22 protein-coding genes are annotated in these 23,508 nt (G+C 68.5%); 19 read left to right on the top strand and 3 right to left on the bottom strand.

Going from position 1 to position 23,508, the window contains the following annotated elements; translation table 11 throughout:
* The first annotated feature begins 239 nt into the window (after positions 1–239).
* Positions 240–2,507, top strand: a complete 2,268-nt coding sequence (locus IEY43_RS09165; protein ID WP_188948301.1) for a RelA/SpoT family protein — start codon at positions 240–242, stop codon at positions 2,505–2,507.
* A gap of 7 nt (positions 2,508–2,514) precedes the next feature.
* Here IEY43_RS09165 and IEY43_RS09160 read toward each other — a convergent pair whose 3' ends face one another.
* Positions 2,515–3,159: a hypothetical protein gene (locus IEY43_RS09160; RefSeq protein ID WP_188948300.1), complete on the bottom strand. Its 645-nt coding sequence runs from the start codon at positions 3,157–3,159 to the stop codon at positions 2,515–2,517.
* Positions 3,160–3,218: 59 nt separating this feature from the next.
* Positions 3,219–4,577, bottom strand: a complete 1,359-nt coding sequence (locus IEY43_RS09155; protein ID WP_188948299.1) for a DUF349 domain-containing protein — start codon at positions 4,575–4,577, stop codon at positions 3,219–3,221.
* A 181-nt stretch (positions 4,578–4,758) separates the two neighbouring features.
* On the opposite strand from IEY43_RS09155, the gene hisS reads away from it, so the two are divergent.
* The 4 genes from hisS (at position 4,759) to IEY43_RS09135 (ending at position 9,607) form a co-directional block, all read left to right on the top strand.
* Entirely contained in the window at positions 4,759–6,081 is a 1,323-nt protein-coding gene (gene hisS / locus IEY43_RS09150; RefSeq protein WP_188948298.1) for a histidine--tRNA ligase, read from the top strand.
* A gap of 87 nt (positions 6,082–6,168) precedes the next feature.
* Positions 6,169–7,977 carry an aspartate--tRNA ligase gene (gene aspS, locus IEY43_RS09145; RefSeq protein WP_188948297.1) on the top strand — a complete coding sequence of 603 codons (1,809 nt, stop codon included), beginning with the start codon at positions 6,169–6,171 and terminating at the stop codon, positions 7,975–7,977.
* Between the two features lie 184 nt (positions 7,978–8,161).
* The gene (locus tag IEY43_RS09140) at positions 8,162–9,313 is read left to right on the top strand and encodes a hypothetical protein (RefSeq protein WP_188948296.1); all 1,152 of its coding nucleotides are present in this window, start codon (positions 8,162–8,164) and stop codon (positions 9,311–9,313) included.
* A 3-nt stretch (positions 9,314–9,316) separates the two neighbouring features.
* Positions 9,317–9,607, top strand: a complete 291-nt coding sequence (locus tag IEY43_RS09135; protein ID WP_188948295.1) for a PadR family transcriptional regulator — start codon at positions 9,317–9,319, stop codon at positions 9,605–9,607.
* On the opposite strand, the gene dtd is transcribed toward IEY43_RS09135, so the two are convergent.
* Positions 9,604–10,041: a D-aminoacyl-tRNA deacylase gene (dtd, locus tag IEY43_RS09130; protein WP_188948294.1), complete on the bottom strand. Its 438-nt coding sequence runs from the start codon at positions 10,039–10,041 to the stop codon at positions 9,604–9,606. The two genes, IEY43_RS09135 and dtd, sit on opposite strands and share 4 nt — an antisense overlap.
* A 77-nt stretch (positions 10,042–10,118) precedes the next feature.
* Between dtd and IEY43_RS09125 the strand changes: the two genes are divergently transcribed.
* From IEY43_RS09125 to nusB, 14 genes are all read left to right on the top strand, one after another.
* On the top strand, positions 10,119–11,507 hold the full coding sequence (locus IEY43_RS09125; RefSeq protein ID WP_229777338.1) for a replication-associated recombination protein A: 1,389 nt from the start codon (positions 10,119–10,121) through the stop codon (positions 11,505–11,507).
* A 203-nt stretch (positions 11,508–11,710) separates the two neighbouring features.
* Positions 11,711–12,334, top strand: a complete 624-nt coding sequence (gene rpsD / locus IEY43_RS09120; protein ID WP_188948293.1) for a 30S ribosomal protein S4 — start codon at positions 11,711–11,713, stop codon at positions 12,332–12,334.
* 122 nt (positions 12,335–12,456) lie between these two features.
* Positions 12,457–12,828 (top strand): DUF948 domain-containing protein, encoded by a 372-nt coding sequence (locus tag IEY43_RS09115; protein ID WP_188948292.1) that lies wholly within the window; start codon positions 12,457–12,459, stop codon positions 12,826–12,828.
* A gap of 39 nt (positions 12,829–12,867) precedes the next feature.
* The gene (locus IEY43_RS09110) at positions 12,868–13,077 is read left to right on the top strand and encodes a hypothetical protein (RefSeq protein ID WP_047119185.1); all 210 of its coding nucleotides are present in this window, start codon (positions 12,868–12,870) and stop codon (positions 13,075–13,077) included.
* Between the two features lie 19 nt (positions 13,078–13,096).
* Positions 13,097–15,787, top strand: coding sequence for an alanine--tRNA ligase (alaS, locus tag IEY43_RS09105; RefSeq protein ID WP_188948291.1), 2,691 nt, complete (start codon positions 13,097–13,099; stop codon positions 15,785–15,787).
* A complete protein-coding gene (gene ruvX, locus IEY43_RS09100) occupies positions 15,780–16,253 on the top strand; it encodes a Holliday junction resolvase RuvX (protein WP_188948290.1) in 474 nt (157 codons plus the stop codon). Before alaS ends, ruvX begins: the two co-directional genes overlap by 8 nt.
* A 45-nt stretch (positions 16,254–16,298) precedes the next feature.
* Complete coding sequence (mltG, locus tag IEY43_RS09095; RefSeq protein ID WP_188948289.1) at positions 16,299–17,693, top strand: endolytic transglycosylase MltG; 1,395 nt, start codon at positions 16,299–16,301, stop codon at positions 17,691–17,693.
* A 75-nt stretch (positions 17,694–17,768) separates the two neighbouring features.
* On the top strand, positions 17,769–18,617 hold the full coding sequence (locus IEY43_RS09090; RefSeq protein WP_188948288.1) for a shikimate dehydrogenase family protein: 849 nt from the start codon (positions 17,769–17,771) through the stop codon (positions 18,615–18,617).
* 29 nt (positions 18,618–18,646) lie between these two features.
* Positions 18,647–19,846, top strand: a complete 1,200-nt coding sequence (gene aroC / locus IEY43_RS09085) for a chorismate synthase (protein ID WP_188948287.1) — start codon at positions 18,647–18,649, stop codon at positions 19,844–19,846.
* Positions 19,847–19,869: 23 nt separating this feature from the next.
* Positions 19,870–20,358, top strand: coding sequence for a shikimate kinase (locus tag IEY43_RS09080; RefSeq protein WP_188948286.1), 489 nt, complete (start codon positions 19,870–19,872; stop codon positions 20,356–20,358).
* 79 nt (positions 20,359–20,437) lie between these two features.
* Complete coding sequence (gene aroB / locus IEY43_RS09075; RefSeq protein WP_188948285.1) at positions 20,438–21,529, top strand: 3-dehydroquinate synthase; 1,092 nt, start codon at positions 20,438–20,440, stop codon at positions 21,527–21,529.
* The gene (locus IEY43_RS09070) at positions 21,526–22,062 is read left to right on the top strand and encodes a tetratricopeptide repeat protein (RefSeq protein WP_188948284.1); all 537 of its coding nucleotides are present in this window, start codon (positions 21,526–21,528) and stop codon (positions 22,060–22,062) included. The genes aroB and IEY43_RS09070 overlap by 4 nt, the downstream gene beginning before the upstream one ends.
* Positions 22,063–22,209: 147 nt before the next feature.
* Positions 22,210–22,770, top strand: a complete 561-nt coding sequence (gene efp, locus IEY43_RS09065) for an elongation factor P (RefSeq protein WP_188948283.1) — start codon at positions 22,210–22,212, stop codon at positions 22,768–22,770.
* Positions 22,770–23,180: a transcription antitermination factor NusB gene (gene nusB, locus IEY43_RS09060; RefSeq protein ID WP_188948282.1), complete on the top strand. Its 411-nt coding sequence runs from the start codon at positions 22,770–22,772 to the stop codon at positions 23,178–23,180. The genes efp and nusB overlap by 1 nt, the downstream gene beginning before the upstream one ends.
* Positions 23,181–23,508 lie beyond the last annotated feature (328 nt).

The raw sequence follows: 23,508 nt of genomic DNA, 5'->3' as shown, positions 1-23,508 counted from the left end.
CCGCCACCTGTGTGGCGGGTGCCGATTTTCTTAACCCGTGACGCCGTGGAATTCGTGGACACCGGGTTCACGTGCTATAACGAATAAACTGGAGAACGTGTTTTTACTGGAAGCCGCGGTAACCCCCGCGGCGGCACGGATCTCGACCGAACGCAGGCAGTGGCGTCGGCACCTGGCGATTCCCTCGCCGTGCACGGCGCCGTCTCTGTTTGACCGGTGCAACGTGGAAGGAGCGGGGCATGGCCAACACGCCTAACCTGAACAATGCGAAACGACGCTCGATCTCACGTTTGGTGCGCTTCGCCGGCCGCGGCAGCACCCCGGGCACCTCGCCGACGCTGGAACCGCTGCTGCGCACCGTGAAGTCCAAGCACCCCAAGGCGGACCTGGACCTGCTGGTCCACGCCTACGAGGTCGCGGAGAAGTACCACGAGGGGCAGAAGCGCAAGAGCGGTGACCCCTACATCACGCATCCGGTGGCCGTGGCGACGATCCTCGCCGAGATGGGCATGACCGGCTCGATCCTGGCCGCCGCACTGCTGCACGACACCGTGGAGGACACCGAGTACTCGCTGGAGTCGGTCAAGAAGGAGTTCTCCGAGGAAATCGCGATGCTGGTGGACGGCGTCACGAAGCTGGACAAGGTCACCTACGGCGACGCCGCCCCGGCCGAAACCGTGCGCAAGATGGTGGTGGCGATGTCGCGCGACATCCGCGTGCTGCTGATCAAGCTGGCCGACCGCCTGCACAACGCCCGCACCTGGCGCTACGTCTCGCCCGAGTCCAGCTCGCGCAAGGCCAAGGAAACCCTGGAGATCTTCGCTCCGCTGGCGCACCGGCTGGGCATGAACACGGTCAAGTGGGAGCTGGAGGACCTGTCCTTCGCCGCGCTGCACCCGCTGGTCTACCAGGAGATCGTGCGCATGGTGGGGGACCGCACCCCCGAACGCGAAAAGTACCTGGCCAATATCCGCCAGACCCTGGACAGGGACCTGGGGGAGGTGGCGATCCACGCCGCGGTCTCCGGCCGCCCGAAGCACTACTACTCGATCTACCAGAAGATGATCGTGCGCGGCAAGGACTTCGACGACATCCACGACCTCATGGGCGTGCGCATCCTGGTGGACAACGTCAAGGACTGCTACGGCGCCCTGGGTGTGGTGCACGCGCAGTGGAACCCGCTGCCCAACCGCTTCAAGGACTACATCGCGATCCCGAAGCTGAACCTGTACCAGTCGCTGCACACCACCGTGATGGGCCCCGAGGGCAAGCCGGTGGAAATCCAGATCCGCACCCACGACATGCACGTGCGTGCCGAGTACGGCGTCGCCGCGCACTTCCAGTACAAGCACGGGCAGAGCGCGAACTCCATGCTCTCCCCGGAGCAGAACATGGACTGGCTGCGCTCGCTGATGGAATGGCAGGCCGACACCGAGGACTCCGAGGAGTTCCTGGACGGGCTGCGCTACACCATCAGCTCCGCCGAGGTGTACGTCTTCACCCCGAAGGGCGACATCATGTCGCTGCCGGTGGGCTCCACCCCGGTGGACTTCGCTTATTCCATCCACACCGATGTCGGGCACCGCACCATCGGCTCCCGGGTGAACGGCAAGCTGGTCCCGCTGCACACCGAGCTCAAGCAGGGCGACGTGGTGGAGGTCTTCACCTCCAAGGCCGAGGGCGCCGGCCCGTCCCAGGACTGGCAGAACTTCGTCAAGTCCCCGCGCGCCAAGGCCAAGATCCGCGGCTACTTCTCCAAGGAACGCCGCGAGGAAGCCATCGAGAAGGGCAAGGAGCTGCTCACCAAGGAGCTGCGCCGCAACCAGCTGCCGCTGCAGAAGCTGATGACCCACGACCTGCTCTCCGCGGTGGCCGGCGAGTTGCACCACTCGGACATCTCGGCGCTCTACCAGTCCGTCGGCGACGGACACACCAGCGCGCAGAACGTCATCGAGCACCTCACCGCCCTCATCGGCCCCCCGGAGGCCGAGCAGGTCGACGAGGAAGCCGTCGTCAAGGTCGCCACCCCCTCGAAGCGCACCGGAAACGACGCCGGCGTGATCGTGGAAGGCGTGGGCGACGTGCTCGTCAAGCTGGCCCGCTGCTGCACCCCGGTGCCGCCGGATGAGATCCAGGGCTTCGTCACCCGCGGCGCGGGCGTCTCCGTGCACCGCACCGACTGCCTGAACCTGGCCCAGCTGGCCGGGGAGCCCGACCGCATCGTGAACGTCTCCTGGGCCTCGAAGCACAACGGCGTCTTCCTGGTGGAAATCCAGGTCGAGGCGCTGGACCGCAAGTCGCTGCTCTCCGACGTGACCCGGATCCTCTCCGAGAACCACCTGAACATCCTCTCCGCCTCGGTGCAGACCAGCAGGGAGCGGGTGGCGATCTCCCGCTTCTCCTTCGAGATGGGCGACCCGAAGTTCCTGAGCCACGTGCTGAACCAGGTGCGGCGGATCGACGGGGTGTACGACGTGTACCGCACCACTGCAGGTTCCCGCCGCTAGCGGTCGGCTAGGCGGCGGCCGGGCGGCCCGGGTCCAGCCGGCCCTCGGGCGCGAAGGACTCGACCAGCCGCAGCGCGCGGGAGACCTCGGGCTGCGGGGGATACTGCGCCAGCCGGCCCGCCACCGCGTCCAGGTGCAGGAAGTCGTCCTCCAGCCGCACCACTTCCGCCAGCACCCGGGTGGCGGTGGGCAGCGGATCGTAGGCGGCGCAGTCGCAGACCGTGCGCAGCAGGCTGGTGACCTTCACCCGCTGGCGGAAGATGATCTCCTCCTCGGCCAGCTGCAGCTGCGAGAAGCTGACCTGCAGCCCGTTGCCCGGCCGGTAGGGCCGCCGGTAGCTGGGCGAATTGATCCGCAGCGCGAAGGTGTAGGGCAGCAGCCCGTGCACCCAGGCCGCGGTCTCGCGGCAGATCACGTCGTGGCGCTGCAGCTGCCGCCCGGAAACGAACGCGGCGATCCGCGCCCGCACCCCGGCGTCGTACCTGAAGAACATGGGCACGAAGCAGTTGCCCATCGCTTCGCGCACCAGTCCGCGCCCCGCCATGGCACCGAGTTCATTGCGGCTGAATAGCTCGCCGGCAATCAGCAGATCCTCTGGAATGCGCAACGCGGCGGCGCACCGTCCAGCAGCCGTGGAATGTAGATTCTCCATGAGGCTACTGAAGCAGGTCACGCCGCCGCGTTGGCGGTGTTCGGACGAACTGTGGATTATTACTCGAAGTCGGCGGCCGACTTCTCCAGGGTGCTCAGCCACATGCGGCGGGCATCCAGGGCTTCCTGGGCCGACGCGATCTGCTTGGCGTTGCCCTTGGCCTGCGCGGCGGCCAGGTCGGCCTCCAACGCGGCGATGGTCTCCTGCAGCTGCGAGAGCATGGAGTTCGAACGGGCCTTGGTCTCCGGGTTCGACCGGCGCCACTGCTCCTCCTCGGCGCCCTTCACCGCATCCTCGACCTGGCGCAGCGCGGACTCGATGCGCTGCAGGTCGGCACGCGGCACCTTGCCGGCTTCCTCCCAGCGGGAGCGGATCGAATCCAGCTTGGCCTTGGCGGCGGCCAGGTCGTTGATCGGCAGCAGCGCGCGGGCTTCCTCCAGCAGCGCTTCCTTCACCACCAGGTTGGCGGCGAATTCGGCGTCCACGGCGGCGTTGGCCTCGGCGCGGGCCTGGAAGAACACGTCCTGGGCGGCGCGGAAGCGGCCCCAGAGCTGGTCGTCGTCCTTGCGCGAGGCACGGCGCGACTTCTTCCACTCGTCCATGAGCTTGCGGTACTCGGCGGCGGTGGCGGCCCAGTCGGTGGAATCCTGCAGCGCCTCGGCGCGCGCGATCAGCTCCTCCTTGACGGACTTCGCCGCGGCGTTGGTGGAATCCAGCTGCGAGAAGTAGGCGCGGCGGTGGCGGTCGAAGGTCGTGCGGGCGGCGCGGAAGCGCTTCCACAGTGCGTCTTCGGTGGCGCGCGGCAGGCGCACGGAGGAACGCTGGGTGGCCTTCCAATTTTCGAACAGCTCGTTCATGGCCGCCGAGGCGGTCTTCCACTGGATCTGCTCGGGGCGCTTGGCGGCCATGGCCTCGGCCTGCTCGACGATGCCCTCGCGCACGGCGAGCTGCTCGGCGCGGGCGGCCTCGTTGGCCTGGCGCTGGGCCGCGGACAGCTCCTGCACGGCGACGCGCACGGTTTCCAGACGCGATTCCAGCAGCGCGATGTCTCCGACCATGTGGCGTTCGGCCACGGCGGCGGCCAGCGCGTCGATGGTCTTGCCCATCTCCCCGGCCGGGGCCTTGGCGGCCACGCGCTGCTCCAGCAGCATCAGCTGGGAGAAAACGTCGTCATATTTGCGCACGAAATACGCCAGGGCCTCCTCGGCGGTCGCGTCCGGGTACTGGCCGACCGGGTGCTCGGCGCCATCGATGATGACGAAAACGTGGCCATCCTCGGCGACACGGGCAAATTTGGCTGCCTCGTCAAGGGGCGTGGAATGCACGACTGGCTGGGCTACGACCGGCTTCGCGGCAGGCTTTACGGCCTGCGGCAGGGGGGTCTTCTGGCTGTCGTCGGATTGCTGACTGGTGGTCACCGCTGAAACTCTTTCACTTTGCGCTGTACTTGCTCAGCCAACTCTACCTGTGACCTCCGCTTCTTAGTAAGCCGACGTGCGCAGGTTTCTTCGTGTTAGCGCTATAAGATGGGTAGGTGGCGCGTTCGCACGGCGGTTTGCGCACAGTTTTTGCCTACAGCAATTTGCACCGAGGAGTTTCATGGCACGCAAGGCCTCCCTATCAGGTTTCCCCGAATGGCTTCCGGCCGAGCGGGTCGTCGAACAGCATGTGCTGGACACCTTGCGCCGCACCTTCGAGCTGCACGGCTTCGCGAACATCGAGACCCGCGCCGTGGAAACCCGGGCGCAGCTGCTGCGCAAGGGCGAGATCGACAAGGAGGTCTACGGCCTGAGCCGGCTGGCCGCCGAGGACGAGAAGAACGACCCGAACGCGCTGGCCCTGCACTTCGACTTGACCGTGCCCTTCGCCCGCTACGTGGTGGAGAACGCCGGTCATCTGGCCTTCCCCTTCCGCCGCTACCAGATGCAGAAGGTCTGGCGCGGCGAACGCCCGCAGGACGGCCGCTTCCGCGAATTCACCCAGGCCGACATCGACGTCGTCGGCGAAGGCACCCTGCCTTTCAGCTACGACGTGGAGCTGGCACTGACCATTGCCGACGCGCTGTCCGCCCTGCCGATCGGCGACTTCCGCCTGCGCGTGAACAACCGCAAGCTCGCCGAGGGCTTCTACCGCGGCCTGGGGCTTGAGGACCCCGACGCGGTGCTGCGCGCCATCGACAAGCTGGAGAAGATCGGCGACGACGCCGTGGCCAAGATCCTCATGGAAGAGGTCGGCGCCACCCGCGAGCAGGCCGACGCCGCGCTCGCGCTGGCCAAGATCCGCACCATGGACACCTCCTTCGTCGAGCAGGTCCGCGCCCTGGGCGTGCAGCACGAGCTGCTGGACACCGGCCTGGACGAGCTCACCCAGGTCATCGCCGCGGCATCCCGGCGCGCCCCGGGCAAGGTGATGGCGGATTTGTCCATCGCCCGCGGCCTGGACTACTACACCGGCACCGTCTACGAGACAGTGCTGGTCGGCCACGAGTCGCTGGGCTCGATCTGCTCCGGCGGACGCTACGAGTCGCTGGCCTCCAAGGGCAAGAAGACCTACCCGGGCGTGGGACTGTCCATCGGCGTCACCCGCCTGGTCTCCCGCATCCTGGCGGAGGAAACCGTCACCGCGGCCCGCTCGGTGCCCTCGGTGGTATATGTCACGCTGGCCAACGAGGACTCCTGGCACGAGGCGCAGGACGTCGCCGCCGCGCTGCGCGCCCGGGGGATCGCCTGCGAGGTGGCCTCCAGCGCGGAGAAGTTCGGCAAGCAGATCAAGTACGCAGATCGCCGCGGGATTCCGTTCGTCTGGTTCACCCACGCCGACGGCAGCCACGAGGTCAAGGACATCCGCTCGGGCGAACAGCTCGCCGCCGATCCGGCCTCCTGGGCCCCGCCGGCGCAGGACCTGCACAACACCGTCGGCTAGGCCCCGGCCGCCTGCGCCCGCACCGGGTGCACTAAACTCTTGCGAAGAAGAACTTCGCACTTTGTCGAATCGACCGAAAGGATCGTAGTGCTACGCACTCATCAGCTGGGCGTGCTAAACGCCGAGCACATTGGACAGCAGGTCACCCTCACCGGCTGGGTCGCCCGCCGCCGTGACCACGGAGGCGTCGCCTTCCTGGACCTGCGCGACGCCTCGGGCGTGGCCCAGGTCGTGGTGCGCGACGAGGAGGACTTCCACCCGCTGCGCAATGAGTTCGTGCTGCAGATCAAGGGCACCGTCGAGCGCCGCCCGGAGGGCAACGAGAACCCGAACCTGCCCACCGGCGAAATCGAGGTGATCGCCGACGAGGTGATCGTGCTGAACACCGCCGCGCCGCTGCCGTTCCAGGTTGATGAGCACGTCGAGGTCGGCGAGGAGGCGCGCCTGCGCCACCGCTACCTGGACCTGCGCCGTCCGACCCCGACCCGCAACCTGCGCCTACGCTCAGAGGTCAACCGCGTGGCCCGCAACCTGCTGCACGAGCAGGGCTTCGTGGAGATCGAGACCCCGACGCTCACCCGCTCCACCCCGGAAGGCGCCCGCGACTTCGTGGTTCCGGCCCGCCTGAGCCCCGGCAGCTGGTACGCGCTGCCGCAGTCCCCGCAGCTGTTCAAGCAGCTGCTGCAGGTCGGCGGCTTCGAGAAGTACTACCAGATCGCCCGCTGCTACCGCGACGAGGACTTCCGCGCCGACCGCCAGCCCGAGTTCACCCAGCTGGACATCGAGGCCTCGTTCGTCGAGGAAGACGACATCATCGACCTGGGCGAGAAGCTGGTCAAGGCCATCTGGTCGCTGATCGACGTCGAGATCCCGACCCCGATCCGCCGCATGACCTACGCCGAGGCCATGGAGAAGTACGGCAGCGACAAGCCGGACCTGCGCTTCGGCCTCGAGCTGACGGAAATGACCGAGTACTTCGCAAACACCTCCTTCAAGGTGTTCCAGTCGGCCTACGTCGGCGCCGTCGTCATGCCCGGCGGCGCCTCGCAGCCGCGCCGCACCCTGGATGCCTGGCAGGAATTCGCCAAGCAGCGCGGCGCGAAGGGCCTGGCCTATGTGCTGCTCAAGGAGGACGGCGAGCTCGCCGGCCCGGTGGCCAAGAACCTCTCCGAGACGGAGAAGGCCGGCCTGGCCGCGGCCACCGGCGCGAAGCCCGGCGACTGCATCTTCTTCTCCGCCGGCGACAAGGCCGAATCCCGCGCCCTGCTCGGCTCGGTCCGCGTGGAGATCGGCCACCGCACCGGCCTGATCAAGGACGGCGACTGGGCCTTCGTATGGGTCGTCGACGCTCCGATGTTCGAACCGGCCTCCGCCGCCGTCGCCTCGGGCGACGTGGCAGTGGGCGCCGGCGCCTGGACCGCGGTGCACCACGCGTTCACCAGCCCGAAGCCCGAGTTCCTGGACACCTTCGACACCGACCCGGGTTCGGCCCTGTCCTACGCCTACGACATCGTCTGCAACGGCAACGAAATCGGCGGCGGCTCGATCCGCATCCACCAGCGCGACGTGCAGGAGCGCGTCTTCAAGCTGATGGGCGTCACCGAGGAGCAGGCGCAGACCCAGTTCGGCTTCCTGCTGGAGGGCTTCAAGTACGGCGCCCCGCCGCACGGCGGCATCGCCCTGGGCTGGGACCGCGTGCTGCAGCTGCTCACCGGTTCGGAGTCCATCCGCGACGTCATCGCCTTCCCGAAGACCGGCGGCGGCTTCGACCCGCTGACCCAGGCTCCGGCGCCGATCACCGCGCAGCAGCGCAAGGAGGCCGGCATCGACTTCAAGCCCGAGAAGAAGAAGGCCGACGCCGACGCGAAGGCCGAGGCTCCGGCCGAAGCCAAGTAGCCAGCTGCGCCGCACGGCCCAGCGCTACGCCGACCGCAGGGCCGGCGCTCCATCCCGCACGGGGTGGCGCGCCGGCCCTGCGCCGTTTTCCGCGCCTGCCGCCTGCCGCCTGCCGCCCGGCGCTTGGCCTGAGCCGGAATGTGCACTAGGTTGGAAATCCACCTAGCCGACCCCGAGGAGCCCGATGCCCGAGAACCGCCGCCACGCCGGCGCCGCCGGTGATTCCGCCGGCGCGCTGATCGCGCGCTACCCGGTGGACGACCGCAACTGGGCCGAGACCTTCCATGCCTCGCTGCTCTGGGCAGGGCTGAGCCAGCGCCAATGCCTGGGCCTGCTGCGCGAGCAGCTGGACGCCATCTGCGACAGCGACGAATCGGTCGAGCAGCTGCTGGGGGACCCGTGGCGCTGCGGCGTCGAGAAGGCCGCCGAGGTCATGTCCCCGGAGCAGCTGGCCCGCCAGGAGCAGCCCGTGGACAGCGGGCGGGTGCTGCTGATGGGATTCCTGCTGACGCTGGGGCTGCTGCTTCTGGGTTTCGGGGTGTGGACCGCGGCCAGCGACGGCTGGCTGGCGCGGTCCTGGGACGGGTGGCAGCTGGGTGCCCTGTGCACGGCGGCCGGATCGGCCCTGTCCCTGAGCTTCGGGTGGTACCTGTACACCTGCGGCCGGCTGCATCGCGCCTGGCTCGTCGCCGTGCTGGGCACCGCGGCCTCCGCCGGCGCCGGCCTGCCCCTGGTCCTGCTCGTCGACGAGGTGCCGCTGCCTAACGCCGCAGGTCCGCTCGGCGGCGCACTGCTGCTGGTCCTGGCCTGGATCTGCATCCACCCGGGGTCCGGCGCCGCTGACCCCGAAAGCCCCGCGGAACCCGCCGGCGCCGCGGCGCCGGCGATGGACAGCGGGCAATGGCTGGCCCGCACGCAGATGCTGCTGCGCGGGCGCTACGGCTTCTCCCGCTCCGAGGCCGCACGGCAACTGGCAGAGGTCCGCGAGCACTGCCTGCAGACCGGCGCGCTGCATCCCGCCGAGCAGTTCGGCACTCCCTCCGAATTCGCCATGAGCCTGGGCGGTTCCAACCCGGGAGCCGTCGTGCGCCGCTGGTGGCTCGGCCGCCTGGCGTTCCTCGCGCTGGTGGCCTACTACGGGGTCTCGGTCCTCTCGCAGCTGTTCGAGCAGGGGCCTTCGCCGTGGCGCGTGGCCCTGGCCATCATGTGGTTCCTGCTGCTGTTGACCGCCTGCTGGCGCCTGCGCCCGGCGCAGCGCCGGGAAGAGGTCTGCGCGAAGCTTGAACAGCGCCAACGCCGCGCTGAGGCGGTGCTGGCCCGATATGACAACAGCTAGTTCTTGTACATTGCTCTACAAGGCGGTGCGCTGCGCCGCGGCCCCGCCCACGGCTACGCGCTGGCCAAGGCGCTGGCGGCCCGCGGGCTCGACCCGCTCAAGGGCGCGACGCTGTATCCCGCGCTGGCCAAGCTGGAGGCCGACGGCCTGGTGTCCACGTCCTGGGAGCAGGGGCAGGGCGGACCTGGGCGCAAGGTCTACGAGCTGAGCGGCGCGGGGCGCAGCGAGCTGGCGCACCAGTCGCTGGCCTTCGCCGCGTTCAGCGGCATCGTGCGCGGCGCCTCGGCAAGCTAGGGCAGGTCGGCCGAATCCACGATGATCGTCATCGGCCCGGAGTTCACCAGCGAGACGTTCATCATTTCCCCGAAGCGCCCGGTTTCCACGTGCGCCCCGAGCTCGCGCAGGCAGCCGACGAAGTACTCGTACAGCGGCTCGCTCACCGCTCCCGGCGCGGCGGCCGACCACGACGGGCGCCGGCCCTTGCGCACCGCGGCGTACAGCGTGAACTGGCTGATCACCAGCAGCGGCGCGTTGGTCGATTCGGCGCTGGCCTCGTCTGCCAGGATGCGCAGGCGCCAGATCTTCTCGGCGACCTTGCGCGCGGTCGCCTCGTCGTCCTCGTGGGTCACCCCCAGCAGGACCACCAGCCCCGGGGCGGGCAGGCGGCCGACGATCTCATCGTCGACCTCGACGTGGGCGGTGGAAGCGACCTGGATGACGGCGCGCATGTGATCCTTTCCAAAGCGGCGGGGTGGCGGCGCCCGGCGTGCGGGCGCAGCTTCCAGAGTATCGCTAGGCTGGAGGGGTGAGCGATTTGTTCGATGCACTCAACGAGGAACCCGGGTCAGCGCCCGTGAATCGGCCGCGGCCGCCGCTGGCGGTGCGCATGCGCCCGCGCACCCTGGACGAGCTGGTCGGCCAGCAGCACCTGCTCGGCCCCGGCTCGCCGCTGCGCCAGCTGGCCGAGCACCCGGAAACCGGCCTGGCGGGGCCCGCCAGCGTGATCCTCTACGGCCCTCCGGGGATCGGCAAAACCACCATCGCCCACGTGATCGCCCGCGCCACCGACCGCAAGTTCGTCGAGCTCTCAGCGATCACCGCCGGGGTCAAGGACGTGCGCCGGGTCATCGAGCAGGCCAAGGACGACCGCGACCTGCGCGGGGTCACCACGGTGCTGTTCCTCGACGAGATCCACCGCTTCAACAAGGCCCAGCAGGACGCCCTGCTGCCCGGGGTGGAAAACCGCGTGGTGGTGCTCGTCGCCGCCACCACGGAGAACCCGTCCTTCTCCGTCATCTCCCCGCTGCTTTCGCGATCGCTGCTGCTCACCCTGCGCCCGCTCACCGACGCGGACCTGGCGCAGCTGGTGGACCGCGCCCTCGCCGACGAGCGCGGCTTCGACGGCCAGGTCACCTTGGAGGCGGAGCAGCGCGAGGCAATCGTCCGGCTGGCCCAGGGCGACGCGCGCCGCGTGCTCACCGTGCTGGAAGCCGCCGGAGCGGTGGCCTGGAACGCGGCCGGCAAGGGCGTGCAGCCGCCCGTGGCGATCGAGGCCGGGCACGTGCACCTGGCCATGGATGCGGCCGTGCAACGCTACGACAAGGACGGCGACCAGCACTACGACATCATCTCGGCGTTCATCAAGTCGATCCGCGGCTCGGACGTGGACGCGGCCCTGCACTACCTGGCGCGCATGCTCGCCGCGGGGGAGGACCCGCGCTTCATCGCCCGCCGCCTGATGATCTCCGCCAGCGAGGACGTGGGCATGGCCGACCCCACCGCCCTGCCGCTGGCCGTGGCCGCCGCGCAGTCCGTGGCGCTGACCGGCATGCCCGAGGCGCGCATCATGCTCGGCCAGGCCACCGTGCACCTGGCCACCGCCCCGAAGTCCAACGCCTCCTACAACGCGATCAACGCCGCGCTGGCCGACGTGAACCAGGGCCGCGGCTCGCTGGTGCCCGACCACCTGCGCGACGCCCATTATCCCGGTGCCAAGTCGCTGGGCCACGGCACCGGCTACATCTACGCGCACGACGCCCCGCATTCGATCGCCGCCCAGCAGTACCTGCCCGACGACCTGCTCGGCACGAACTACTACACGCCCACCGCCAACGGGGCGGAGAAGACCATCGGCGCCCGGCTGACCCGGCTGCGCGAGATCATCCGCGCCAAGGATCCGCGCCGCAAACGCTGAGGTCCAGCCGCCCGCGCATGTGGGGCAGGCCTCACCGCGGCCGCGGGCTGATTCGTGTAAACTTGTTCCTTGGCTGGCAAGCCGCCTGCGCCACGGGTGACTGGGGCGCGTGCGGTTGCAGTGCTTCATCGGGACGCGACGCCCAAGCACTCTCCGTCCGGGAGGCCAGTAGACTCCGTCGCTTAAATGAAAAGGACACACTTATGGCTAACGCCCGTGCCCGCCGTACCGTGCGCCTCTCGCGCGCACTCGGCCTTGCCCTGACTCCCAAAGCTGAAAAGTACATGGAGCGTCGTCCGTACGGTCCAGGTCAGCATGGCCGCGCCCGCAAGAAGCAGGACAGCGACTACGCAGTGCGTCTGCGCGAGAAGCAGCGCCTGCGCGCCCAGTACGGCATCCGCGAAGTACAGATGCTGAACGCCTTCAAGGAAGCCAAGCGCCTGGGCGGTGAGACCGGCGGTAACCTGCTGGCTCTGCTCGAGTCCCGCCTGGATGCCCTCGTTCTGCGTGCCGGCTTCGCCCGCACCATCCAGCAGGCCCGCCAGCTGGTTGTGCACCGCCACATCCTGGTCGACGGCCAGCGCGTGGACCGTCCGTCCTTCAAGGTGAAGCCGGGTCAGCTGATCCACGTTCACGAGAAGAGCGAGAAGATGGTTCCGTTCCAGATGGCCGCAGCCGGCGAGCACGCACAGGTGCTGCCAGCCGTTCCTGCCTACCTGGACGTCAAGCTGGAATCCCTCCAGGCCACCTTCCTGCGCGCTCCTGAGCGTGCAGAGATCCCGGTGACCTGCGAAGAGAACCTCGTGGTCGAGTACTACGCACGCTAAACCCGTGCGTTTGATGGCCCGCAACCGGTTTCCGGTTGCGGGCCATCCGCTTAACTACCCGTTGCGGCCCACACTTCGATAAGGTGGACTGGCAGCAAAAACCCAAGCAGAAGAGGAAGCACATGTCGGGTTCGGATATCGCAGGGCTCATCGCCGCCGGAGCGTTTGTCATATTGGTGGCAATCCTCGCGGTGCCGATCATCAAGCTGGGCAAGGTGTTCGACGAGCTGCGCAACTCGATCAAGGACCTGGCCGACGGGACCACCCCGCTGATCGGCGAGGTCACCAACACCGTCGCGACCACGAACGACCAGCTCAAGAAGGTCGACACGATCACTTCCAACGTCTCCGACGCCACCGCCAACGTCTCGGCGCTGTCCTCCCTGGTCGCCGCCACCGTCGGCAAGCCGCTGATCAAGGTCGCCGCCTTCACCGAGGGCGTCAAGGCCGCGATGAACTCCAAGCCCTCGGGCAAGGCCCGCCGCAGCCGGTAGCCGCAGACGACCAACTGCCTCTCAGGCAAGGAGACTAGAATGAAAAAGCTCTTGTGGGTTTCGATCGGCGTCGGCATTGGCGTGCTGGCGTCCAAAAAATACACCGAAGTTTCCTCCGGGGCGGCCCTGAACCGCCAGGTCGGCAAGTACGCCGACCGCGTCTCGGAGATCGCGCAGGCATTCAGCACCGCAATGCACGCCCGCGAAGAAGAATTACGTTCCGCCCTCGGCGTGGACTCAGCTAAATGAAGGGATCATCCGTAACACGATGAAAACGCAGGAAATTGCCCGTCGATGGGTCGACTTTTTCGTCTCCAAGGGCCACACCGCCGTGCCCAGCGCCTCGCTGGTCTCGGCCGATCCGTCCTTGCTGTTCACGGTGGCCGGCATGGTCCCGTTCATCCCTTACCTGACCGCGCGCGAAGAGCCGCCGTACACCCGCGCCACCTCGGTGCAGAAGTGCATCCGCACCGGTGACATCGAGGAAGTCGGCAAGACCGTGCGCCACGGCACCTTCTTCCAGATGTGCGGCAACTTCTCCTTCGGCGACTACTTCAAGAAGGACGCCATCCACTTCGCCTGGGAGCTGCTGACCAGCAGCATCGAGGAGGGCGGCTACGGCCTGGACAAGGACCGCCTGTGGGTCACCGTCTACGAGGACGGCGAGGAGAAGGACCTCGAAGCCCGCCGCATCTGGGAAGAGGAGATCGGGCTGCCGCGCGAGCGCGTCGTCGGCACCGGCAAGGAAGACAACTACTGGAACACCGGCCAGCCCGGCCCCGGCGGCCCCTGCTCGGAGATCTACTACGACCGCGGCGCCCAGTACGGCCAGGAGGGCGGCCCGGCCGTCGACGAGACCCGCTACATCGAGATCTGGAACCTCGTGTTCATGCAGTACCAGCTCTCCGCGGTGCGTTCGAAGACCGATTTCGATGTCGCCGGCGAGCTGCCCAAGCGCAACATCGACACCGGCCTGGGCCTGGAGCGCCTGGCGATGATCCTGCAGGGCGTCGAGAACATGTACGAGACCGACCAGGTCCGTCCGGTGCTGGACAAGGCCGCGGAACTCGCCGCGATCACCTACACCTCCACCGAGGACCCGGAAGACCCGAACCACGCCAACGACGTGCGCCTGCGCATGATCGCCGACCACATCCGCTCCTCGCTGATGCTGATCTCCGACGGCGTCACCCCGGGCAACGAAGGCCGCGGCTACGTGCTGCGCCGCCTGATCCGCCGCGCCGTGCGCGCCATGCGCCTGATGGGCGTGGACACCGAGGTGCTTCCGGAGCTGCTGCCGGTCTCCCGCGACGCCATGAAGGGCGTGTACCCGATCGTCGCGGAGGACTTCGAGCGCATCGCCCGCATCGCCTACGCCGAGGAGCGCGCCTTCCGCCGCACCATCGCCTCGGGCACCACCCGCCTGGACGAGGCGCTGACCCATGCCAAGGCAGAGGGCCACAACCTCTCCGGCGACGACGCGTTCGCGCTGCACGACACCTACGGCTTCCCGATCGACCTGACCCTGGAGATCGCCTCCGAGGCGGGCCTGGCCGTGGACGAGGCGCGCTTCCGCGAGCTGATGAACGAGCAGCGCACCCGCGCGCAGAAGGACGCGAAGGCCAAGAAGTCCGGCCACGCGGACCTGTCGGTGTACACCGCGCTGGCCGAGGCCGGCCACGTGCACTTCACCGGCTACGACACCCTGGCCGGCGAATCGAAGATCCGCGGCATCATCCGCGACGGCGCCGTGGTGCCGTTCGCCGAGCAGGGCCAGGAAATCGACCTGGTGCTGGAGGAGACCCCATTCTACGCCGAGTCCGGCGGACAGGCCGGCGACGTCGGCCTGATCACCGGCGACGGCTTCGTGCTGGAGGTGACCGACGTGCAGGCCCCGGTCAAGGGCCTGAACGTGCACAAGGTCATCGTGCGCGAGGGCGAACTGCCCGCCGAGGCGCTGGTGCGCACCCAGGTCGACGCGATCCGCCGCCATTCCGGCGAGCAGGCCCACTCGGCCACCCACCTGGTGCACGCCGCGCTGCGCGAGCTGCTGGGGGACACCGCCACCCAGGCCGGCTCCTTCAACAAGGCAGGCTACCTGCGCTTCGACTTCTCCTGGGCCGAGGCCCTGTCCGCGGCCGCGCGCAGCGAGATGGAGGAGGTCGTGAACCTGGCGATCGCCGCCAACCACCAGGTCGTCACCAACGAGATGGCGCTGGCCGAGGCGAAGAAGCTGGGCGCGATGAGCCTGTTCGGCGAGAAGTACTCCAACAACGTGCGCGTTGTGGAGATGAACGGCGCCTGGTCGCGCGAGCTGTGCGGCGGCACCCATGTGGACACCACCGCCCGCATCGGCCAGCTGACACTGCTCTCCGAGGCCTCCGTGGGCTCGGGCAACCGCCGCGTCGAGGCGCTGGTGGGCATGGAGGCCTTCCGCCACGGCGCCGCCGAGCGCGCCCTGGTCTCCGAGCTCTCGGGCCTGTTCCGCGTGCCGGGCAACCAGGTCTCCGAGCGCGTGAACGAGACCGTGGCCAAGCTGAAGGCCGCGGAGAAGCAGATCGCTGAGCTGAAGAGCGCCGCAATGCTCGCGCAGTCGGCGCAGCTGCTGGACAACGTCGTGACCATCGGCTCCACCCGCCTGCTGGCGCACAACGCCGGGGCTGTCGACTCGGCCGACGCGCTGCGCACCATGGCCCTGGACCTGCGCGGCAAGCTGGGTTCGCAGGCCGCGGTGATCGTGCTGGTCGGCGTGTCCAACGGGCGCCCGCTGGTCCTCGCGGTCACCAATGAGGAAGCCCGCGCCAACGGCTTCAAGGCCGGTGCGCTGGTGCGCACCGCCACCGGGGTGCTCGGCGGCGGCGGCGGCGGCAAGGACGACATGGCCCAGGGCGGCGGACAGGATGCCTCGCGCATCGACGACGCACTGGACGCGATCCGCGCGGCGCTGGCCAATGGCTGACATCGCGCTGGGCGTCGACGTGGGCCTGGCCCGCGTCGGCGTCGCCGTGTCCGATCCCTCGGGCCTGCTCGCCACCCCGGTGATGACGCTGCGCCGCGACGCGAAGAAGAACTCCGACCGCCGCCTGCTGCTGCGCATGATCGTGGACCGGGGGGCTGGCGAGGTCTACATCGGCGAACCCAAGGCCCTGTCCGGGAACGTGACCGAATCCACCAAAATGGCCCGTGACTACGCCATTGCCTTGGCCGAGGAGGCAAATGCGGCTAGCATCGAGGTTGGGGTTTTCCTGGTTGACGAGCGGCTGAGCAGCGTCAGCGCCCATCGCGCGCTGCATGCTTCGGGCAAGAAGATGGCCTCGCACCGCGAGGTCGTTGACCAGGCCGCCGCCGTCGAGATCCTGCAGCAGGTGCTGGACATGCGCCGCAACGGCGTGCGCGTGCAGGCAAGCCGCGTGGTGCTGAAGTAGCACCCTGACCAGGCGATCCGGGACCTACCCGAGAAAAGAGAGTTGATGCGAGAGACAGCCCGCGCCGAACGGCAGCGCGCCACCCAACGGGCGCTGTACGAGCGTTTCGCCGCGGGCTCGTCCTCGCCTCCAACCCCTCTGGCCGCCCCCTCCGCCCCCGAGCTGAGCGGGCTGGGCTACTACCAGCTGCTGCCGGTCGATCCCGGCGCCCCGGCCGCGGACGGCGGCGCCGCGGCGCCGCCGGACCCCGAGTACATTCCCGCCGCCGTCCCCGCCCCGGGAGATCCGCAGGCCCAGGCGCAGCCGGCTCCCGCCGACGACCTCGTTCCGCCGGCGGATCAGCTGCCGGGCGAGGACGGCAAGAAACAGCGCCGCCGGCGCACCAAACGCCGCCGCAACCTCGTGATGCTCGCCGTGGTGCTGGTGTTCGCCCTGGTCGTCGCCGGTTCGGTGCTCACCGTGAAGTCCGTGCTCAAGCAGTTCAATCCCGACGACTACCCGGGCCCCGGCGGGGAAGCGGTGGAATTCACGGTCCAGGACGGCTGGGGCGTGCAGGTGATCTCGCGCAAGCTCGAGGAGCTGGACGTGGTCTCCGACGACAAGCTCTTCGCCCGGGCCGTGGAGGAATCCACCGCCGCTAGCAAGGTCATCCACCCGGGCAACTACCTGCTCAAGAAGCAGATGCGCGCCGCGGACGCCGCCGTCGAGCTCATCAACAACAAGCCCGACAAGGTCTTCTACGTGGCGCTGAAGGCGAACCTGCGGATGCCGGCGGCCCTGGAGGAGATCGCCAAGGGCTCGGGACTCCAGCTCTCCGAGCTGGCCAAGCTCGCCGAGCAGCCCGCGAAGTTCGGCCTGCCCGCCGGGGTGGAGAACCTCGAAGGCTGGCTGCACCCGGGAGAATACCGCTTCGCGCTGGACACCAGCGCGCACCAGGTGCTGCAGACACTGGTCGACGCGACCAAGAAGTCGCTGAAGGCCGCCGGCGAGGACGACCTCGCCCGCGGCTACCGCGCGCTGAAGATCGCCTCGATCATGCAGGCCGAAGCCACCCCGAACGACTACGCCGCCGTCGCCGGCGCGATCGAGAACCGCCTGCACAAGGACAACACGCAGACCCACGGGCTGCTGCAGGTGGACTCCGCGGTCATCTACGGGCTGGACCGCTACAGCTTGCAGTTCAGCGCGCAGGAGCGCGCGGATGCGTCCAACGCGTACAACACCTACGTGCACCCGGGCCTGCCGCCCACCCCCATCGGCTCGCCCAGCGACGACGCGATCAAGGCCGCGGTGAACCCCGCGCAAAACAACTACTACTACTGGGTCACGGTCAATACGCAGACCGGCGAAACGAAGTTCGCCGCCACCTACCCGGAGCACCAGCAGAACCAGACGGAATTCCGCGCCTGGTGCGCGCAGAACTCCGACGTCTGCCAGTAGCCATTCCAAGCGGTCCCGCGTCCCGCCGCGCCTGCGCGCAGCCGGAGGGCGGGGCAGAAAGTTCCAGGCATTCCCATGGCGCAGATCCCACAGCCGCTGCAGGCAGCGGTCCTGGGCAAACCCATCAGCCACTCCAAATCGCCGGTGCTGCACCGGGCGGCCTACGCGCTGCTGGGCGCGCCCGTGCGCTACGAGGCGATCGAGCTCGATCCCGCGCAGGCCGCGGCGCATATCGACCGCGTGCGCGCCGGGGGATGGGCCGGCTGCTCGGTGACCATGCCGCTGAAGGACGTGTTCGTTCCCTACATGGATGAGCTTTCGGACCGCGTCGCCCGGCTGGGCGCGCTGAACACCATCGTGGTGCGCGAGGACGGCTCGCTGTTCGGCCAGAACACCGACGTCGACGGGCTGGTGCTCTCGCTGGCCGATTTCGGCCTCACGCAGTGCGCGCACCCGACCATCCTCGGCTCGGGCAACACCGCGCTGGCGGCCATCGAGGCCTGCGCGGAGCTCGGCGCGCGGCGCCTGAAGCTGATCGTGCGCGATGCCTCCCGCGCTGGCCGGGCAACCGCCCTGGCGCGCAGCCTGGACATCGATCCCCAGGTGATCGAGATCGCCTCCTGCGCCGGCGACGCCGTCGCGCGCGACGAACTGGTCTTCAGCACGCTGCCCCCGCGGGCCGCCGACAGCTGGATCCCCGCCCTGGGAACCGGCGCCGGGATCCTGCTGGATGTCGCCTACGATCCGTGGCCCTCCGCGCTGGCCTCCGCCTGGACCGGAACGATCATCTCCGGGCTGCACATGCTGGTGCACCAGGCGGTGGAACAGGCCCGCGCCTTCAGCCGGATGGATTTTGATGAAAAAACCCGCGAAAGCGTCACAAATGCGATGTATGACTCCGTGGGGCTTCATCGACACGGTTAATGCGTGCAGGTCATGGCAAAATGGAGGACATGTTGCGTTGGTTGACCGCGGGCGAATCTCATGGCCCCGCCCTTGTAGGAATTCTTGAAGGTCTGCCCGCCGGAGTCTCGGTGGACAGTGAAGCAGTGCGCGATGCCCTCGCGCGCCGGCGCCTTGGCTACGGCCGCGGCGCCCGGATGAAGTTTGAAAAGGACCAGGTCACCTTCCTCGGCGGCGTGCGCCACGGGAAGACCCAGGGCGGACCGATCGCGATCGAGATCGGCAACACCGAATGGCCCAAGTGGGAAAAGGTCATGAGCGCCGACGAGGTGGACCTGGACGAGCTGGCCTCGATGGCCCGCAACGCGCCACTGACCCGCCCGCGCCCGGGCCACGCCGACTTCACCGGCATGCAGAAGTACGGGTTCGACGACGCCCGCCCGGTGCTCGAGCGCGCCAGCGCCCGCGAGACCGCCGCCCGCGTCGCGCTGGGCGCGGTCGCCTCCCGCTTCCTGTCCGATCTGGGCATCGAGCTGGTCTCGCACACCACCGCCGTCGGCGCCGTGGCCTGCCCACAGGACGCCGCCGTGCCTACCGCCGCGGACGTCGCGGCCCTGGATGCCGATCCGCTGCGCTGCTTCGATGCGGCGACTTCCGCCGCCATGGTGGCCGAGGTGGACGACGCGCACAAGGCCGGGGAGACCCTCGGCGGCGTCGTCGAGGTGCTGGCCTACAACCTGCCACCGGGCCTCGGCTCCTACGTGCACTGGGACCGCCGCCTGGACGCGCGCCTGGCCGGAGCCCTGATGGGCATCCAGGCCATCAAGGGCGTCGAGATCGGCGACGGCTTCGCCACCGCCGCCCGGCGCGGCTCCGCGGCCCACGACGAGATCGTGCGCGCCGAGGACGGCACCATCGCCCGCGCCTCGAACCGCGCCGGCGGCATCGAGGGCGGCATGAGCATCGGCGAGGTGCTGCGCGTGCGCGCGGCCATGAAGCCGATCGCCACCGTCCCGCGCGCCCTGCGCACCGTGGACACCGCCACCGGCGAGGACACCACCGCGCACCACCAGCGTTCGGACGTCTGCGCCGTGCCGGCCGCCGGCGTCGTCGCCGAGGCCATGGTCGCCCTGGTGCTGGCCCAGTCGCTGCTGGAGAAGTTCGGCGGCGATTCGGTCGCCGAAACCAAGCGCAACATCGACTCCTACCTGGCCAGCATCCCGGACAGCCTGGAATCCACCGGCGTCTAGGCACCCGGGGAAACAGCATCCGAATGATCTACCTCATTGGCCCGATGGCCAGCGGCAAGTCCACCGTGGGCAAGTCGCTGGCCGCCGCGCTGTCACTGCCCTTCATCGACACCGACGAGCTCATCGTCGCTGCGCACGGCTCCATCGCCTCCATTTTCGCCGCCCACGGAGAACAGCGCTTCCGCGACCTGGAGGAGGAAACCCTGGCCGGCGTGTCCGAGGGCGTCATCGCCACCGGAGGAGGCGCGGTGCTGCGCGAGGCGAACCGCCAGGTCCTGGCCCGCGGCACCGTGGTCTACCTGGAGATGACCGCCGCCGGCGCCGCCGCGCGCATCAAGGGCGACTCCACCCGCCCGCTTTTGGCGGGTGACGAGGCCCTCAGCGCCTGGACGACGCTGCTGGCCGCCCGCAAGGGCATTTACGAATCAATTGCTGACGTGCGTGTATTGGTCGACGACAAACCAGTTCTACAAATCGTCGAAGAGATCACGGCCCGACTTGGGCATCTGTGATTAGTGCCACGAGATGGCATATCTGCCCCCGTGCAGGGCTACGCTTGAAAAATCAGCACCATCAGGAGGTTTTAAACTGATGCCATTAGCACCAACCACACTGCAGGTCACCGGCGCCACCCCGGCGGAATCCTACCCGGTCCTGGTCGGCACCGGCTTGCTGGGCCAGCTGCCCGAGCTGCTCGGGCCCGCAGTCAAGAAGGTCTTGGTCATCCACCCCCGCGCGCTCCGGGCCACCGGCGACGTGGTGCGTGACGACCTGGCGACCGCGGGCCTCGAAGCGCTGACCGCGGAGATCCCGGACGCCGAAGAGGGCAAGCACATCCAGGTCGCCTCCTTCTGCTGGGAGGTCCTGGGCAAGAACGACTTCACCCGCTCGGACGCCATTATCTCGGTGGGCGGCGGCGCCGTCACCGACGTGGCGGGCTTCGTGGCCGCCACCTGGCTGCGCGGCGTGAAGGTCATCCACATCCCGACCTCGCTGCTGGCCATGGTCGACGCCGCCGTGGGCGGCAAGACCGGCATCAACACCGCCGAGGGCAAGAACCTGGTCGGCGCCTTCCACCCGCCGGCCGCCGTGCTGGCCGACCTGGACGCGCTGGCGACCCTGCCGAAGAACGAACTGGTCACCGGCATGGCCGAGGTCGTGAAAACCGGCTTCATCGCCGACGAGCGCATCCTGGAACTCATCGAAGAGGACCCCGAGGACGCGATCGACCCCTCCAGCCCCCGCCTGCGCGAGCTGATCGAGCGCACCATTGCCGTGAAGGCCGACGTCGTCTCCCGCGACCTGAAGGAATCGGGGGACCGCGAGTTCCTGAACTACGGCCACACCCTGGCCCACGCCATCGAGCTGGCCGAGCGCTACCAGATGCGCCACGGCGCGGCGGTCTCCATCGGCCTGTGCTTCGCCGCCGAGCTGGGCCGTTCGGTCGGCTACACCTCCGACGCCGTCGCCGACCGCCACCAGGACATCCTGCGTTCCCTGGGGCTTCCGACCAGCTACCGCAACGACCGCTGGGCGGCGCTGCTGGACGGCATGAAGCGCGACAAGAAGGCTCGCGGCAGCCAGCTGCGTTTCGTGGTGCTCGAGGACATCGGCCGCCCTCGCATCTACGAGGTGCCGGACAACTCGCTGCTCTTCGCGGCCTACCAGGAAATCGGGGAATGACCATGGTCGACTACACCGCTTACGCCATCGACGTCGCATCGGTGAACCGCGCGGGCGTCGGCACCTCGATCGACGGCGTGCTGATCGACCCCGAGACCCTCAAGCCGTACATCGCAGACGAAGAGGCCGCGCAGCGGCAGATGGAGGTCGGTTCGCCGACCGACCGGGTCGTCATCCTGCTGGCCCGCGGCGAGCTCGCCGCGGCCGGCGAGCTGATCGCCGAATCGCGCCTGCTGGACCCGATGAACGCCCACCTGCGCGTGCTGGATACCGAGCTGACCCGCATGCAGGGCAACTTCGACCGCGCGATCAACCGCCTGCGCAAGCTCGCCGAGGAGTTCGCCGGCACGCACTACGAGCCGCTGATGCACCAGCACCTGGGTTTCAGCTTCTTCGCGAAGGGCGACTACAAGGCCGCGGCGACCCGTTTCCGCAAGGCCATGGAACAGCGCATGGCGATGGGCGACGACGCCTACCTGATCAACGCCTCGAGCATCTGCCTGCAGATCGCCGAGGAGCGCGACGCCGCGTAGCGGCCGGGCCCCCACTGGCCCGGCCGCTCGCGCGTAACGCGCACCACTGCCCAAGCACAAGCCAGCACGCCGCGCATGGGGTAAACTGGTAGATGGATTTTTGATAATGCCGGCCCTGCGCAGGCGAAAATAGAGGATTGAGGAACCGTGGCGGATACAACCGACATCAAAAACGGCCAGGTCATTAAGATCGACGGCCAGCTCTGGACCATCATCGACTTCCAGCACGTCAAGCCGGGCAAGGGCGGCGCGTTCGTGCGCACCAAGATGCGCAACGTCGTCTCGGGCAAGGTGCTGGACAAGACCTACAACGCCGGCACCAAGATCGAGCTGGCCACCGTCGACCGCCGCGACTACCAGTACCTCTACCAGGACGGCGAAGACTTCGTGTTCATGAACCTGGAGGACTACGACCAGATCACCGTGGCCGGCGCCACCGTGGGCGACGCCGCAGGCTTCATGCTGGAAAACCAGGAACTGACCATCGCGATGTACGACGGCAACCCGCTGTACCTGGAACTGCCGGCCTCCGTGGTCCTGGAAATCACCTACACCGAGCCGGGCCTGCAGGGCGACCGCTCCTCGGCCGGCACCAAGCCAGCCACCCTGGAAACCGGCAAGGAGATCCAGGTGCCGCTGTTCGTCGAGCAGAACACCAAGGTCAAGGTCGACACCCGCACCGGCGACTACCTGGGTCGTGTCAACTAGTGCGAGCCCGTGCCAAAGCCCGTCGACGGGCCCTGGAATTCCTCTTCGAGGCGGAAGCCCGCGACGTCGACCCGGTAGGCGTGGCGATCGCACGTCGCGAGAACTCCGACATCAGCCTGAACGAGTACTCGATGACCCTGATCGAGGGCGTCATGGCCCACCTGGACCGGATCGACGAGGTCCTGGAGAGCTACGTCAAGGACTGGACCATCGAGCGCATGCCGGCGGTTGACCGCGCGGCCCTGCGCATCGGCGTCTGGGAGCTGCTGTACAACGACGACGTGCCCGACGCGGTCGCCGTGTCCGAGGCCGTCATCAACGTGCGCGAGCTGTCCACCGACGAGTCTCCCGAATTCGTCAACGGCGTCCTGGGCCGCATCCAGAGCGTCAAGGACACCCTGGTCGACTAGGCCCCGCTGTTTTTCACGCCGCAGCCCGAACCCCTTTCCCGGGGGTTCGGGCTGCGGCTTTTTTGCGCCGCCTTCCACCTCGGGCCGCGCCGCGCGGCGCCGCCCGCTGGGGCCGGCGGTCGTGTGGCGAAGGCGACACTTGCCCTTGCCAGCGCGCGGAATGCGGCTTGGAGCCCGGGATTGCGCGAGGCCGGGGGCCGCCGAAATCGGCCGTCGTGGCGCAATTCACTGTGCATTCACCCCCGTGCATACCCTTGCGCTCGAGAATCGGTCTTCACCCGTGATAATTTGAAGTAGCAATATTCCTTTAAGACCGTCCCGTGAGGCG

This window comes from Glutamicibacter protophormiae, assembly GCF_014647495.1.
Classification (GTDB): Bacteria; Actinomycetota; Actinomycetes; order Actinomycetales; family Micrococcaceae; genus Glutamicibacter; species Glutamicibacter protophormiae.
The sequence above is the reverse complement of the archived record's forward strand: the minus strand, read 5'-3'. Positions and strand labels throughout refer to the sequence as shown.

Coding starts and splice junctions, on each gene's coding strand:
- hisS (WP_188948298.1), top strand. CDS start 4,759: ATGGCACGCAAGGCCTCCCTATCAGGTTTCCCCGAATGGCTTCCGGCC.
- IEY43_RS09110 (WP_047119185.1), top strand. CDS start 12,868: ATGAAAAAGCTCTTGTGGGTTTCGATCGGCGTCGGCATTGGCGTGCTG.
- IEY43_RS09165 (WP_188948301.1), top strand. CDS start 240: ATGGCCAACACGCCTAACCTGAACAATGCGAAACGACGCTCGATCTCA.
- ruvX (WP_188948290.1), top strand. CDS start 15,780: ATGGCTGACATCGCGCTGGGCGTCGACGTGGGCCTGGCCCGCGTCGGC.
- IEY43_RS09090 (WP_188948288.1), top strand. CDS start 17,769: ATGGCGCAGATCCCACAGCCGCTGCAGGCAGCGGTCCTGGGCAAACCC.
- mltG (WP_188948289.1), top strand. CDS start 16,299: ATGCGAGAGACAGCCCGCGCCGAACGGCAGCGCGCCACCCAACGGGCG.
- aroC (WP_188948287.1), top strand. CDS start 18,647: ATGTTGCGTTGGTTGACCGCGGGCGAATCTCATGGCCCCGCCCTTGTA.
- rpsD (WP_188948293.1), top strand. CDS start 11,711: ATGGCTAACGCCCGTGCCCGCCGTACCGTGCGCCTCTCGCGCGCACTC.
- alaS (WP_188948291.1), top strand. CDS start 13,097: ATGAAAACGCAGGAAATTGCCCGTCGATGGGTCGACTTTTTCGTCTCC.
- IEY43_RS09140 (WP_188948296.1), top strand. CDS start 8,162: ATGCCCGAGAACCGCCGCCACGCCGGCGCCGCCGGTGATTCCGCCGGC.
- IEY43_RS09160 (WP_188948300.1), bottom strand. CDS start 3,159: ATGGAGAATCTACATTCCACGGCTGCTGGACGGTGCGCCGCCGCGTTG.
- IEY43_RS09070 (WP_188948284.1), top strand. CDS start 21,526: ATGACCATGGTCGACTACACCGCTTACGCCATCGACGTCGCATCGGTG.
- dtd (WP_188948294.1), bottom strand. CDS start 10,041: ATGCGCGCCGTCATCCAGGTCGCTTCCACCGCCCACGTCGAGGTCGAC.
- aroB (WP_188948285.1), top strand. CDS start 20,438: ATGCCATTAGCACCAACCACACTGCAGGTCACCGGCGCCACCCCGGCG.
- IEY43_RS09115 (WP_188948292.1), top strand. CDS start 12,457: ATGTCGGGTTCGGATATCGCAGGGCTCATCGCCGCCGGAGCGTTTGTC.
- IEY43_RS09080 (WP_188948286.1), top strand. CDS start 19,870: ATGATCTACCTCATTGGCCCGATGGCCAGCGGCAAGTCCACCGTGGGC.